General features: G+C 66.6%; 11 protein-coding genes and 1 tRNA gene. 6 read left to right on the top strand and 6 right to left on the bottom strand.

Annotation, left to right across the window (positions count from 1 at the left end; genetic code table 11):
* The first annotated feature begins 6 nt into the window (after nt 1-6).
* The 5 genes from FBF36_RS07635 to def all read left to right on the top strand — a co-directional run bounded on the left by FBF36_RS07635 (nt 7) and on the right by def (nt 4,832).
* Nucleotides 7-1,326, top strand: coding sequence for a deoxyguanosinetriphosphate triphosphohydrolase (locus FBF36_RS07635; RefSeq protein WP_034492925.1), 1,320 nt, complete (start codon nt 7-9; stop codon nt 1,324-1,326).
* Nucleotides 1,327-1,384: 58 nt separating this feature from the next.
* Complete coding sequence (gene dnaG / locus FBF36_RS07630) at nt 1,385-3,400, top strand: DNA primase (RefSeq protein ID WP_034492946.1); 2,016 nt, start codon at nt 1,385-1,387, stop codon at nt 3,398-3,400.
* A 49-nt stretch (nt 3,401-3,449) separates the two neighbouring features.
* The gene (locus tag FBF36_RS07625; RefSeq protein WP_034492920.1) at nt 3,450-4,016 is read left to right on the top strand and encodes a hypothetical protein; all 567 of its coding nucleotides are present in this window, start codon (nt 3,450-3,452) and stop codon (nt 4,014-4,016) included.
* Between the two features lie 90 nt (nt 4,017-4,106).
* A tRNA-Asn gene (locus FBF36_RS07620) sits at nt 4,107-4,178 on the top strand.
* A gap of 162 nt (nt 4,179-4,340) precedes the next feature.
* On the top strand, nt 4,341-4,832 hold the full coding sequence (gene def, locus FBF36_RS07615) for a peptide deformylase (protein WP_034492918.1): 492 nt from the start codon (nt 4,341-4,343) through the stop codon (nt 4,830-4,832).
* A 99-nt stretch (nt 4,833-4,931) separates the two neighbouring features.
* Here the strand turns inward: def and FBF36_RS07610 are convergent, their stop codons facing one another.
* From FBF36_RS07610 to FBF36_RS07595, 4 genes are all read right to left on the bottom strand, one after another.
* Nucleotides 4,932-5,432: a DUF3145 domain-containing protein gene (locus FBF36_RS07610; protein ID WP_034492916.1), complete on the bottom strand. Its 501-nt coding sequence runs from the start codon at nt 5,430-5,432 to the stop codon at nt 4,932-4,934.
* A gap of 175 nt (nt 5,433-5,607) precedes the next feature.
* A complete protein-coding gene (locus FBF36_RS07605) occupies nt 5,608-6,861 on the bottom strand; it encodes a beta-ketoacyl-[acyl-carrier-protein] synthase family protein (RefSeq protein ID WP_009397377.1) in 1,254 nt (417 codons plus the stop codon).
* An 8-nt stretch (nt 6,862-6,869) separates the two neighbouring features.
* Nucleotides 6,870-7,121 carry an acyl carrier protein gene (locus tag FBF36_RS07600; protein ID WP_009397376.1) on the bottom strand — a complete coding sequence of 84 codons (252 nt, stop codon included), beginning with the start codon at nt 7,119-7,121 and terminating at the stop codon, nt 6,870-6,872.
* Between the two features lie 263 nt (nt 7,122-7,384).
* Complete coding sequence (locus FBF36_RS07595) at nt 7,385-8,584, bottom strand: PucR family transcriptional regulator (RefSeq protein WP_192574962.1); 1,200 nt, start codon at nt 8,582-8,584, stop codon at nt 7,385-7,387.
* Nucleotides 8,585-8,849: 265 nt separating this feature from the next.
* Between FBF36_RS07595 and aspA the strand changes: the two genes are divergently transcribed.
* Nucleotides 8,850-10,328, top strand: a complete 1,479-nt coding sequence (aspA, locus tag FBF36_RS07590) for an aspartate ammonia-lyase (RefSeq protein ID WP_034492910.1) — start codon at nt 8,850-8,852, stop codon at nt 10,326-10,328.
* A gap of 72 nt (nt 10,329-10,400) precedes the next feature.
* Here the strand turns inward: aspA and FBF36_RS07585 are convergent, their stop codons facing one another.
* Together FBF36_RS07585 and aceE are read right to left on the bottom strand one after the other, a co-directional pair.
* Nucleotides 10,401-11,045 (bottom strand): DUF3060 domain-containing protein, encoded by a 645-nt coding sequence (locus FBF36_RS07585; RefSeq protein WP_009397370.1) that lies wholly within the window; start codon nt 11,043-11,045, stop codon nt 10,401-10,403.
* Nucleotides 11,046-11,153: 108 nt separating this feature from the next.
* The gene (gene aceE, locus FBF36_RS07580) at nt 11,154-13,907 is read right to left on the bottom strand and encodes a pyruvate dehydrogenase (acetyl-transferring), homodimeric type (RefSeq protein WP_009397368.1); all 2,754 of its coding nucleotides are present in this window, start codon (nt 13,905-13,907) and stop codon (nt 11,154-11,156) included.
* Nucleotides 13,908-14,090: the final 183 nt, after the last annotated feature.

The following is a 14,090-nucleotide window of genomic DNA, read 5'->3' as shown; positions in this document are numbered from 1 at the left end:
GTGACTATGTCAGCGCAGCATTCTGGATCCGAGCCTGTGCGTATCGACGGACACGATGCCCTTGGTCTGTCCGGGTACCGGGTGGAGGACGTGGAGCGCTTTGTTCACGAGCAGGCGAAGAATCCCCAACGCACCCCTTTTGAGCGTGACCGGGCCAGGGTCCTCCACTCCTCGGCGCTGCGACGTCTGGGGGCCAAGACCCAGGTGCTGGGGCCGGCGGCCGATGACTTCGTGCGTACCCGGCTCACCCACTCCCTGGAAGTGGCGCAGGTGGGGCGCGCTCTGGGGCAGGCGCTGGGATGTGACCCTGATGTCGTCGATACCGCCTGCCTGTCCCATGACCTGGGCCATCCTCCTTACGGACACAACGGTGAGAAGGCGCTCGACGTCGTGGCCCGCCAGATCGGAGGCTTCGAGGGCAATGCCCAGACCTTCCGGATCCTCACCCGGCTGGAGCCCAAGACCCTTGATGAGGCTGGGCGGCCGGTCGGTGTCAATCTCACGCGGGCCAGCCTCGACGCTGTCGCGAAGTACCCCTGGCTCAAGGGGAAGGGACCGGGTGGCCCGAGTGGACGTAGCGCGCGCAAGTACTCCGCCTACGATAGCGACGTCGAGATCTTCGCCTGGATGCGTCAGGGGGCTCCGGAGGGCAGGCGCTGCATCGAGGCGCAGATCATGGACCTGTCCGACGACGTCGGCTACTCCGTCCACGATGTCGAGGACGCGATCGCCCTGGGACGCGTGGACCCGGCCTGCCTGACCGACCCGAACGAGGTCGAAGAGCTTCTCGAGGCCACGCGGGCCTGGTACGGCACCGACCTGAGCGCCGACGCCCTCGGAGCGGCTTTCGAGAGGTTGTCCGACCAGCCCTACTGGATCCGCTCCTACAACGGTTCAGTGGCCGACGCCGCACGCCTGAAGAACCTCACCAGCGAGATCATCGGCCGCTTCGTCTCAGCGGTCGCCGCCGCCACCCGCCAGACCTACGGCAATGGCCCCCTGCCCCGCTATGAGGCCGAGCTCGTCATCCCCGAGGAGACGGCTGCGGAGATCCTCCTCCTCAAGGGCATCGCCGTGCGCTACGTCATGGAGCCCCGGGAGCATGAGCCGGTCTACATGCGCCAACGCACCCTCATCTTCGATCTCGCCGATGCCCTCATGACCGGCGGTGGGAAGGGGATCGACCCGGTTCTGCTCGATGTCTGGAACCGGGCCGAGAGCGATGATGAGCGCCTGCGGGTGGTCGTCGACCAGATCGCCTCCCTGACGGATACCTCTGCGCGGGCCTGGCACGCCCGGCTGTGCGGCATGTTCTCCGAGGTCTAACCGGCGCTCAGTGAAAACCCTGGCGCCGGATGTCGGAGCCCTCGCCTACGATGGCCCTGTGGCGGGACTGATCAGGCGTGAGGACATCGAGGCGGTGCGCGAGCGCGCCAGGCTCGAGGACGTCGTCGGTGAGCACGTGACTCTCAAGAGCGCCGGTGTCGGTTCGCTCAAGGGTCTGTGCCCCTTCCACGACGAACGCACCCCTTCCTTCCACGTCCGCCCTCAGCTCGGCTACTGGCACTGCTTCGGCTGCGGTGAGGGCGGTGACGTCATCACCTTCATCGAGAAGATCAATCACCTCGGTTTCGCCGAGGCAGTCGAGTACCTCGCCGACCGTACCGGGGTCCAGCTGCGCTACGAGGAGGGCGGCGCGGTGCGGCGTGGGGTGGAGCCGGGCACTCGTCAGCGCCTCATGGACGCCAACCGTCTGGCCGAGGCCTGGTTCCGCGAGCAGCTCGCCACCCCGGAGGCCCAGCCGGGGCGGGACTTCCTCACGGCCCGGGGCTTCGACCGCCACGCCGCCGCGCACTTCGGCGTCGGCTACGCGCCGGCCGGATGGGACCATCTCACCCGGTATCTGCGCAGTGCCGGCTACACCGAGGCCGAGCTGGTTGACTCCGGCCTGTGCAGCCGGGGCGGGCAGGACGGGCGACGCGTCTATGACCGGTTTCGCGGCCGCCTCATCTGGCCCATTCGAGACGTCACCGGAGCCACTGTCGGCTTCGGGGCGCGCAAGCTCTCGGAGGAGGACCAGGGTCCCAAGTACCTCAACACGCCCGAAACCCCTGTCTTCCATAAGAGCCAGGTCCTCTACGGGCTGGACCTGGCCAAGCGGGAAGTCGCCCGCTCGCACCGGATCGTCGTCGTCGAGGGCTACACCGACGTCATGGCTGCTCACCTGTCCGGGGTGACCACGGCCGTGGCCACGTGCGGGACCGCCTTCGGCGCGGACCACGTGCGGGTGGTACGCCGTCTCCTAGGAGACGTGGACGACCCCGCAGCGGGAGTCGTCACCGGCCAGGGACGCGAGGCTCGAGGCGGCGAGGTCATCTTCACCTTCGACGGGGACGCAGCCGGCCAGAAGGCCGCGTTGCGCGCCTATGCCGAGGACCAGCGCTTCGCCACCCAGACCTTCGTGGCCGTCGACCCCGGCGGCCTGGACCCCTGCGACCTGCGCATGAAGGAGGGGGACACGGGCATCCCGCGCCTGCTGTCCCGACGGGTGCCGCTGTTCGAGTTCGTCATTCGCACCTCCCTGTCCCACCTGGACCTGGACACCTCCGAAGGGCGGGTCCGGGGCCTGCGCTCGGCGGCACCGGTGGTGGCCGGCATCCGAGACCGGGCGCTCAAGCGCGAGTACACCCGACGGCTCGCCGGATGGCTGGGACTACCCGATGCTGAGGTCCACGCCGCAGTCCAGGCCGCAGGGAGGCGAGGGGCACAGCCCAGCGCTGCACGGGGCGGTCAGTGGCCCACCGACGAGACCGCCGGCCCCGATGCTGCGGCCCCCGTGCGGGGGCTGCCGCCGGTGACCGACCCCGTCGAGCAGCTCGAGCGTGAGGCCCTGGCCGTCATCATCCAGTTCCCGGTGGCAGCCCACCACGCCGGTGCTGACGAGATGGGAGCCGACTCCTTCGGCCAGCTCACCCACCGGGCCGTTTACGAGGCCGTCGCCGCCGCCGGAGGTACTGCGGAGGTGTTGGGGCTGGTCCAGCAGGCGGTGTCCGCAGGCACGGGGGAGCAGGAGGCGCAGCGCCGGGCCACGCTGCGTTGGCTCCAGCAGGTGCGCGACGGCGCCATCGACCTGGTCGAGGCCGCCATCACCGAGCTCGCCGTGGCGCCCCTGCCACTTCCCACGATCCGGGGACGCGGCACCGAGGTGGACGCCTCCGGGCTGGAACGCTACGCCAAGGGCGTGCTCGGCTCCCTCGCCGTCATGGGTATCAACCGGCGGCTCGTTGAGATGCGCTCACGCCACCGGCGGATGTCGCCGCAGGAGGAGGGCTACCGCGAGCTGTTCTCCCAGATCGCTGCCCTTGAGCAGCGCCGCATGCAGATCAGGCAGGGAGCCTGAGGCAGGCCGGTGGCACACCAGGTGAGCAGGTGCGGGTAGCCTGACGGTCATGTCGATCCTGCGACGTCGTCAAGGTTCATCCACCCGCTCCACCGCCGCACTTCCGCTGGAGATGCGTGAGCAGCTGCGCGAGCCCGCCCTGGGAGCCGTCCCCCTCAATGCGGATGGCTCGGCGTGGGCGGTGGCCACGACCGGATCCCTCGTGGTCTTCAACGGGTGCAGCAGGCCCAAGACCCATTCCTGGGACGAGGTGGAGCAGGGTACCTGGGACGGGCAGGAGCGCGTCTTCATCCTGAGGTGGTCGCAGCAGGATCGCGAGGACCTCGTTCTGAAGGTCCCGGCAGGAGTCCGTAACGGCGACGCCTACGCCTCCGCTGATGCGGCCCCCTTCGCCAAGGCCCTGCGCCAGCGGGTGGAGGCCGCCATCGTCCACAGCGCCGTGACAACGCTTCCCAGCGGCGCCACGGCCACAGCGAGTGTGCGTCGAGGCAGTGACGGTGAGCTCTACTCCGTCACCCGGCCACTGATCTCACAGGTCGATGAGGTGGAGGATTGCCAGGCGCTTCAGGAGCTGGAAGACCGCGTCCGCGAGGGTGTGGGCCTTCCCACACGGTAGGATGTTGTTGGAATAGCAGCGTTTCCTCCGATTCGCCGGATTCGACGTCGCCGCGGGATGTTGCTAAAGTTCACTGCGCGTCAAACGCATTCCTGCGTAGCTCAATGGCAGAGCATCCGACTGTTAATCGGACGGTTGCTGGTTCGAGTCCAGCCGCAGGAGCCGCCAGGGAAGTCCTCAGCTGATCGGGCTGGGGGCTTTTCGTTTTCGTCTGTGTTTGGAGCCCATCCGGTCTTCGACGGGTGTCGTCGGTGGTGTGCGAACACCTGATCACGAGACGGGCCGGACATGACCTCGTCGCTTCGGTCATGGGAGGATGCCGCCATGGCATACCGCGACATCCGCATCATTGGCGACCCGGTCCTGCGCACCGAGTGCGACTGGATCACTGACATCGACGACTCCGTCAAGGCCCTGGTTGAGGACCTGCTCGAGACGGTCGACGAGGACGGCCGGGCCGGCCTGGCCGCCAATCAGATCGGGATCGGTCTGCGCGCCTTCTCCTGGAACATCGACGGCGAGATCGGCTACATCCTCAACCCCAGGATCGTCGAGGTGTCCAAGGACGAGTACCAGGACGGGGACGAGGGCTGCTTGTCAGTGCCGGGCCTGTGGTTCCCCACGGAGCGGGCGTGGTACGCCCGGGCCGAGGGTGTGGACCTGGACGGCAGGGAGGTCGTCGTCGAGGGGGAGGAGCTCATGGCCCGCTGCATCCAGCACGAGTGCGACCACCTGGAGGGCCGCCTCTACCTCGATCGCCTCGACCGGAAGAACCGGGCCAAGGCGATGAAGGAGCTGCGAGCGCAGGGGCTGTAACGCCCCAAGGATGTGGACCGGGTGGGGCAACAGGTGATGAAACCTGTTGCCCCACCCGGTTCTCAGGAGGCGATGCGGCGAGCTCCGCGGGGTGTGCTCCTAGCCGACGCGGTGCAGCCAACGTACGGGTGCACCGGCTCCGGCGTAGCGGAAGGGCTCGAGCTCGTCGTCCCAGGCCTGTCCCAGAGCCAGGTCGAGCTCGCGGCGCATCCTCTCAGGTTCAGCCGCGTAGACGAGCGCAGCCCGGATCCGGTCCTCGGGGACGACGACGTTGCCGTGAACATCCGTCTGGGCGTGGAAGATGCCCAGATCGGGGGTGTGGGACCAGCGGCCGCCGTCGGTGCCGACGCTCGCCTCCTCAGTCACCTCGTAGCGCAGGTTCGCCCAGCCGCGCAGGGCCGATGCAAGACTGGCTCCCGTTCCAGCGGGTCCCACCCAGCTGGTCTCGGCCCGCATCATGCCCCGTGCCGCAGGCTGCTCGGTCCAGTCCAGGTGGACACGTGAACCGAGCACCTCGGCCGCTGCCCACTCGATGTGGGGGCAGAGCGCCCGAGGTGCTGAATGCACGAAAAGTACACCGCGGGTGTAGGCACCGATCATGAGTATCGCCTCCTGGTTGGTTTCGAGATTCGCCTTCCCCAACGGTCTCGACCCACAACCGGGCTCATGTCATGACGTACGCGGCATGCACGGCTTATTGTGCCTGACCGCACCGGCCGGGTCCAGCGCGGTGGGTCACAGGCGAGGTCTCACGGCACCGCCCGCCCGAGCACGACTACTGGCGGGTGAGGAGCAGAGCGACGTTGTGCCCACCGAAGCCGAAGGAGGTGCTGGCCGCCGCCTCCAGCTGGGGCAGGGCGCGGCCCTGCGGCCCAACGACGTCCAGACCGAGCCGGGCCAGCTCCGGATCCACTCCGGCTGGCAGCAGCGTGGGCGGGGCCCAACGCTCCTGCAGCGCCATGACGGTCAGCACCGCCTCCAGGCCCCCGGCCCCGCCCAGGAGGTGACCGGTGGCGGACTTCGTGGCGCTGATCGCCGCACTCGGAACCGTCCTGGCCAGGACACCGGCCTCGACGACGTCGCCGGCGGGTGTCGAGGTGGCGTGGGCGTTGACGTGCCCGACGGCGCCGGCATCAAGGCCCGCGCGATCCAGAGCCAGCCGCAGGGCTCGTTCCTGCTCCGCACCCGATGGCTCGGGGCGTGCGACGTCGTAGGCGTCGGCAGTGACCCCGGAGCCCGCCAGCACGGCCAGGACCTGTGCGCCACGGGCCGTGGCGTGCGCGGCTCGCTCCAGGACGAGGAGCCCGGCCCCTTCGCCCAGGACGAAGCCGTCGCGGTCCGGTGCGAAAGGGCGAGAGGCGGTCTGCGGGTCGTCGTTGCGCGTCGACAGGGCCCTCATGGCGCCGAAGGCGGCCACGGTCATCGGGTGAAGGGCCGAATCCGTGCCCCCGGCCACGACGACGTCGGCCCGTCCCAGAGCGATGAGGTCCGCACCGTATGCGATGGCCTCAGCCCCCGAGGCGCAGGCTGAGACCGGAGCGTGGATACCGCCGTGCGCCCCCAGCTCGATCCCGACGGCCGCCGCCGGGGCGTTGGGCATGAGCGCGGGGACCGCTGTCGGCAGCACGCGCCGGGGCCCCTTGTCCCTCAGGGTGTCCCACGCCTCCATGACCGACAGGACCGGGCCCATTCCCGGGGACACGGACACGGCCAGACGCTGCGGGGCGACCTGTGGAGCCTCGGCCTGCTCCCAGGCCTGGCGGGCGGCCAGCAGCGCGCACTGGCTGGCGCGGTCAAGACGGCGCATCTGGCGGGGTGGGAGCATCTCGGCGGGATCGACCGCCAGGGGAGCGCCGATCCGCACGGGCAGCTCATGGTGCCCGACCCACTCGTGCTCAAGGGTGCGAACCGCGCAGGTGCCCTGGTGCAGAGCGCTCCAGGTGGTCTCGACGTCTGCGCCCAGAGGGTTGACGGTCCCCAGGCCGGTGACGACGACGTCGTCAGGGCGGCACTCGGCTTCCGGGCTCATGTCTGTGGTCAGGCCTTCTTGGAGGTCACCAGGTCAACCAGCGCTCCGACGGTGGGCAGGGTCGGGATGAGGGAGTCGTCAAGGGCCACGCCGAAGCGTTCCTCGACCTGGGTGGCGATGGTCAGCAGACCCAGGGAGTCGACGTCGAGATCCTGGGCGAAGGTGGTCTCACGGGTGATGTCCTTGGCGGCGACGCCGGACTCCTCGCTGACGATCTGGGTGATGACGGGCTGGACGTCGTCGTTGCTCTGCTCAGCCATGGTGGCTCCTTCTGACGCCGCGACGGAGCATCCAGGATCCGTGACGGCACTGTGGCTCGATGATGGTTGTGGTTCGCCCGCGGCGGCGCCGCAGGTCGGACCATTGTCCCAGATGAGAATGGGTGCTCCGGAATAGGTGCGTTACCGGGGAGCGAGTCGTGACCGACGTGTTGTCATAGCGCAGCGACCGGACCAGTCCGAATGGGACGGACGGTCCGGTCGCCTAGGAGGGGGACGCGGATGCTCACCACGTCCGCGGCGCCTCAAGCCTCTCGGCTGACAGCCAGTCGGCCCACGATGATCGCCATGTGCAGCATGAGGCCGTCACGGGCGTTTGTTGCGTCCCAACCGACTTGTTCACTGACCCGGCCCAGACGGTAGCGCACCGTATTGGCGTGCACGAACAGGTTTCGTGCGGTGGCTTCCAGGCTCCCGCCCAGGGCCAGGTAGGTGGCCACTGTGCTCTCGAAGGGGTCGCCCATCTCGTGGAGGGGTGCGTGCACCAGATTGAGGATCTGCTCGCCGGCGAGCTCGTCGCCGGCCAGGAGCCGCTCGGGCAGGAGGTCATCGGCGTGAACCGGGTTGGGCGCCTCGGCCCACCCGGGCAGGGCCCGCAGCCCGGCCAGGGCGGAGCGCAGTGAGCGGCCGGCGTGCGAGATTCCCGAGACCACGGGGCCGACGACGGCCGACCCTCCCAGGCCGCCGGCCACTTGCATGGCCGCCTGGTCCACCAGCTGCTCAGCAGTGGCGTCCCGGGAGGAGTGCTTGGATGCCGAACCGGGGGCGGCTGAGCTGTCGCCCAGGACGATGAGGACGGAGTCACCACGTACCGATACCAGGCAGTCACTGGCCAGGTTGCGGCACTCGTGGCGCAACCTGGAGACCCCGAGCGCATCCAGGGTGGTCTTGGCAGCGATGGCCACCACCGGTCCGGTTCCGTTCCAGCCGGCAGTTCCGGCCCGGGTCGCGGCGTCCTCGGGGGCGTCGTGGAGCATCGCGTCGACCGCTACAGATTCCAACCGGGCGTCCCAAGCGCCTCGTGCCTCTGCTGCCCGGGCATACACCTCAGCCGCAGCGAAGCCGACGTCGCGCCCGAAGGTCAGGACGAGGATGCGGACAGTGTCATGATCCTCCGCCGGCACGGCGCGAGGAGCCTCGTCAACAACAACGTCGAGGACGGTGCGCACCAGAGCCAGGGTCTGCTCCAGCGTGATCACGCCGGTCAGGGCGGCAGGGGCCACGGAGAAGATCTGAGAGGGGGCCAACGGGGTCGACGGGTTCTCCGCCGAGTCGACGAACATAGTGACGCCCAGGCGGGCCACCGCTGCGATCTGGTCGCGCGATCCTTCCGGCAGGGTTCGGTAGAAATCATGGGCCGAACTGATGCGGTCCAGTGAGTGTTCAATAATTGTGTCCTGCGCCTGTCGCAGTGCAGACACTCCCGGAGCGCTCAACTCATCCATGCTGTGGATGCTACCGACTGGAATATCGTGGGGACAGTAGGTTCCCGATTGGCGCGGCGTGTGATCCGACACGGGTTTGTCTTGAAAATACGGGGATAACTAAGGATGGTGTGTTGTGCAGGCGGAGTGGATTACACAGGTTACAATAGCGTAACCATTGTGGAAGCCCATGGTATGTGAATCTGCAATGACCTGAGTGTGCGCACTGTGTGCCAGCATAGATGTGCGCACGTAGGCGCCTGGCTAGACAACTCGGAGGCTTAAGATGACGCAGGCAACCCGTACGGAGGAAGATCTTCTTGGTGCACGGGAGGTTCCACTGGAAGCCTATTGGGGAATCCACACGCTACGCGCGATGGAGAACTTCCGGATCTCTGGATCGGTGGTCGGTGATGAAGAGGCCTTTGTTTGTGGCATGGTGCAGGTGAAGAAGGCCTCGGCGTTAGCGAACAGTGATCTGGGAGCTCTTGACCCGGAGGTTGCTGGTGCGATTGTGTGGGCGTGCGACCAGGTGCTGGTTGCTGAGCGCTGCCTTGATCAGTTTCCGGTCGACCAGTTCCAGGGAGGTGCCGGAACCAGCGTCAATATGAATACCAATGAGGTGATTGCCAACCTCGCTCTGGAGTTCCTAGGATATGCCAAGGGTCGCTATGACATCGTCAACCCCAACGACCATGTCAACAAGTCCCAGTCGACGAACGATGCCTATCCAACTGGATTCCGTTTGGGGCTGTTCACTCTTGTCGGCTCGCTCATCGAGGAGCTTGAGCGACTCATCGCCTCCATGCGTGCCAAGGGGGTGGAGCTCGTCAATGTTCTGAAGATGGGGCGTACGCAGCTTCAGGACGCTGTTCCTATGAGCCTGGGGCAGGAGTTCGAGGCCTTCGCCGTTCTGTTGGAGGAGGAGGTCAGTCGGCTTCACAACAACGCCGCTCTGCTTCTGGAGGTGAACCTCGGAGCCACGGCGATCGGCACGGGGCTCAACACCCCGCCGGACTATCAGAGCACTGTCGTCGGGCATCTGCGGGAGATCACTGGTCTGGATGTTCGAGGAGCGCATGATCTGCTGGAAGCCACGAGTGACACAGGTGCCTACGTCTCGATGCATGCGGCGATCAAGCGTCTGGCGGTGAAGCTGTCCAAGATCTGCAACGATCTGCGACTGCTGTCCTCTGGGCCTCGTGCGGGGCTGGGGGAGATCAGGCTGCCTGAGCGTCAGGCTGGTTCCTCCATCATGCCGGCCAAGGTCAATCCGGTGATTCCGGAGGTGGTGAACCAGGTCTGTTTCAAGGTTATTGGAAATGACGTCGCGCTGACCTTCGCCGCTGAGGCCGGACAGCTCCAGCTCAACGTCATGGAACCGGTGATTGCCCAGGCCATCTTTGAGTCCATCAATCTTCTCACTCGTGGGATGTCGACCCTGCGGGAGCTGTGCATCGTGGGGATCGAGGCCAATGAGGATGTATGCCGTCGCAATGTGCTGGACTCGATCGGAATCGTTACCTACCTCAACCCGGTAATCGGCCATCACAATGGCGACATGGTGGGGCGAGAGTGTGCCCGTTCAGGACGCAGCGTGCGAGAGGTGGTTCTGGAGATGGGGCTGCTCGAAGAATCTGTTCTTGATGAGATTCTCAGCCCGGAGAACCTTCTTCGTCCCCATTTCCGTGACTTGAACGTCTACTCGGGATCCGATCCCTCAACTCCGCCGGTTGTGTCGACGGTGACCGACTCGGAGGGATAAGGAGGCTCGGCCTTCCGATTGCACCGTCTCACCGATGTCGGAAGGCCTTGTCCGACTCTGTCGCGACCGCCATCATGAGAAGGAGCGGCAGGAGCGGATGACAGGGGCGTTGACATCCTTGCCGATCATGTTGACGCCTTGTGGATCCACCTTCGACTGTGGAGGCCTGGAGCGCCAGAAGACGTAATTGAGGTTGTCTCCGTCGTTCGGGCCGAACGTGACTTTATTGGATGCATCGATCCAGATCGTGTTGTCGAACCCGTGGACGGTGAGTGACTCGATCTCTCCCTCGATGACGACCACGAGATTTTGTGCAGTGATTGTTACGTCTCGTGCCCCAGCCGAGACCTTGACCACCTGATCGGTGGAGAGCTCGTTGGAGGTGACATTGACCTGGTCGGAGGCGGGCACCACCTTGGTGACCTCGGCCTCTGCCTGGGCTCGGGTGTCCTCCGCGTCGTTGTTGGTCAGGTCGTCATCGTAGTCGCGTATCTCGGAGGACGTGCAGTTCCCGTACTCCAATGGATCAACGGGACCGGTGTCCTCCAGTTTTCCAGTGGGTTCCTCCTCGGCCTCCTCGGCGGCGGCGTCATGAGCCTGGTTCGACGGAGACGAGGACGCCCCCGTGGTACCGGTCCAGCCGACTGAGCAGCCAGACAGGGTCAGCAGGCACGCGGCCATGAAGGAGGCGGAGCGCAGGAGCAGGGAACGGGACAACGGAGGACCTCATTCGGCAGACATGGTGGTGCCGGTGGAACGCGGAAGACCGCGTTCCACCGGCACCACAATTGGTCAGTGCGTCCAACTATAGCCGCACGGGGCGGGTCAGGACTCCCCGCCCTGGGAGCCGGAGGTGCCTGCGTTGACGTTGGTCAAGTCGTAGCGGGCAATGGCTTGGGCCAGCACGGAGTGGTCGAGGCGTCCCTGCTCCACCAGCGCCTGGAGGGCGCGAACCACCACTGACTGGGCGTCGATGAGGTAGTGGCGCCTGGCGGCGGCACGAGTGTCGGAGAATCCGAAGCCGTCAGCACCCAGGGTGTAGTAGTCACCGGGCACCCAGGCTCGGATCTGGTCAGGGACAAGATGGTCGTAGTCGCTGGTGGCGATGAAGGGACCAGTGCTCTCGGAGAGCTTCTGCGTCAGGTAGGGGACCTGCCGCTGGGCATCGGGAGCCAGGAAGTTGGCCTTCTCCACCTCCAGGGCCTGGCGCCGCAGCTCGTTCCAGCTGGTGACGGACCACGTGGTGGCACGTACGTCCCAGTCCTCGGCCAGGATACGGCGGGCCTCCTCGATCCAGGGCACTCCGACGCCGGAGGCCAGGAGCTGGACCTCGGGTCCCTCGCCGTCGGGAGCCGTGCTGATGCGGTGAATACCGCGCAGGATTCCCTCGACGTCGACGTCGTCGGGTTCAGCGGGCTGGTGGATCGGCTCGTTGTAGACGGTCAGGTAGTACATGACGTCCCGGTTGCGGCCCGAGTCCGGTCCGTACCAGCGCTCCAGGGCGTCGCGCACGATGTGCCGTATCTCGTAGGCGTAGGCCGGGTCGTAGCTGATGACGGCGTCGTTGGTGGCCGCGATGATGGGGGAGTGGCCGTCCATGTGCTGGGTGCCCTCACCGGTCAGGGTGGTTCGCCCGGCGGTGGCTCCGATGATGAAGCCGCGGGTCAGCTGGTCGCCTGCGGCCCAGAACTGGTCGCCGGTGCGCTGGAAGCCGAACATCGAGTAGAAGATGTAGACCGGGATCATCGGCTCGCCGTGGGTGGCGTAGCTCGTGCCGGCCACCTGGAACAGGGAGACCGAACCGGCCTCATTGATTCCCGTGTGCATGAGCTGACCGGAGGTGGACTCCCGGTAGGACAGCATCATGTCGGCGTCGACTGGAGTGTAGTTCTGGCCCTGGGTGTTGAAGATCTTCTTGGTGGGGAAGAGCGACTCCAGCCCGAAGGTGCGCGACTCGTCCGGAATGATCGGGACGATGCGCCGGCCGATGCCCTTGTCCTTGATGAGCTCCTTGAGCAGGCGGACGAAGGCCATCGTGGAGGCGACCTCCTGCTTGCCCGAGCCGCCCTTGAGGATGTCGTAGGTCTTGTCTCTCGGCAGCTCGAGCTCGACGCCGGCATCGCGGCGCTCGGGGACGAAGCCTCCGAGCTGACGGCGGCGGTCCAGCATGTAGAGCAGCGAGGGGTCGTCGTCGGCCGGCCGGTAGTACGGCGGCATCTTCGGGTTGGCCTCGAGCTGCTCATCGGTGATTGGGATGTGGAGCCGGTCCCGCAGGGCCTTGAGGTCGTCCAGCGTCAGCTTCTTCATCTGGTGGGTGGCGTTACGGCCGGCGAAGTGGTCGCCCAGGAGATAGCCCTTGACCGTGTGCGCCAGGATGACGGTGGGCTGGCCCTTGTGCTCCGTGGCAGCCTTGTAGGCGGCGTACATCTTGCGGTAGTCGTTGCCGCCGCGCTGCAGTGCCCAGATCTCGTCATCGGTCCAGTCCTTGACGAGCTCGGCGGTGCGCGGGTCGCGGCCGAAGAAGTGCTCGCGGATGTAGGCGCCGTCGTTGGCCTTGAAGGTCTGGTAGTCGCCGTCGAGCGTCTCCATCATGAGGTGCTCGAGCGCGTGGTCCTTGTCCGCGGCGAGGAGCTGGTCCCAGCCACGGCCCCAGATCACCTTGATGACGTTCCAGCCCGCGCCCTTGAAGAAGGCCTCGAGCTCCTGGATGATCTTTCCGTTTCCGCGCACCGGGCCGTCGAGGCGCTGCAGGTTGCAGTTGATGACGAAGGTGAGGTTGTCCAGCTGCTGGCTGGCCGCCAGCTGCAGCATGCCGCGTGACTCGGGCTCGTCCATCTCACCGTCGCCCAGGAAGGCCCAGGTGTGCTGCTGAGAGGTGTCCTTGATGCCGGCGCCCTGAAGGTACTTGTCGAACCAGGCCTGGTAGATCGCCTCGGACGGGCCAAGCCCCATGGAGACAGTGGGGTACTCCCAGAAGTCCTCCATGCGGCGCGGGTGCGGGTAGGAGGGCAAGCCGCGGCCGCCTGCCGGGTGGGACTCCTCCTGGCGGAAGCCGTCCAGGTCCGGCTCATTGAGGCGGCCCTCGATGAAGGCGCGGGCGTAGTTGCCCGGTGAGGCGTGGCCCTGGAAGAAGACGTGGTCACCGCCGCCGGGGTGGTCCTTGCCGCGGAAGAAGTGGTTGAAGCCGACCTCGTAGAGGGTGGCCGTCGAGGCGTAGGAGGAGATGTGGCCGCCTACTCCCACGCCAGGTCGCTGGGCGCGGGTGACCATGACGGCGGCGTTCCAGCGCAGCCAGCGCCGGTAGGTGCGCTCGGCGCTCTCGTCACCTGGGAAGTAGGGCTCGTTGGCGACGTCGATGGTGTTGATGTACGGCGTCGTCATCTCGGTGGGAACCGTGACGTTCTTCTGCCGGGCCTGAGCCAGCATACTGAGCAGGATGTAGCGCGCGCGCTTGGCGCCCTTGTCCGCGATGAGGGCATCGAGGGACTCGTGCCACTCCTTGGTCTCCTCTGGGTCGTTGTCGGTCACCTTCGTCAGGAGGCCGTCAATGAGCGGCGTGGAGTCACTGGTGGGGCTCACGGAATCCTCTTTCCTCGCGTCTGTGCGGTCAGTCCGAGCCTCATTGCGTGCCGTGGCGCCGATGGAGCGTCGGCGTACGCCTGAAGTCAGACCGCTATGGATGACGGCCCTAATCTACGACCTGCGACGGTGTGAACGCTGCACACGGCGGGAGGAAAGTCCCACCTCACGTATGGTGTGACT

Source organism: Actinomyces sp. oral taxon 171 str. F0337 (assembly GCF_005696555.1).
Taxonomy (GTDB): domain Bacteria; phylum Actinomycetota; class Actinomycetes; order Actinomycetales; family Actinomycetaceae; genus Actinomyces; species Actinomyces oris_E.
The sequence above is the reverse complement of the archived record's forward strand: the minus strand, read 5'-3'. Positions and strand labels throughout refer to the sequence as shown.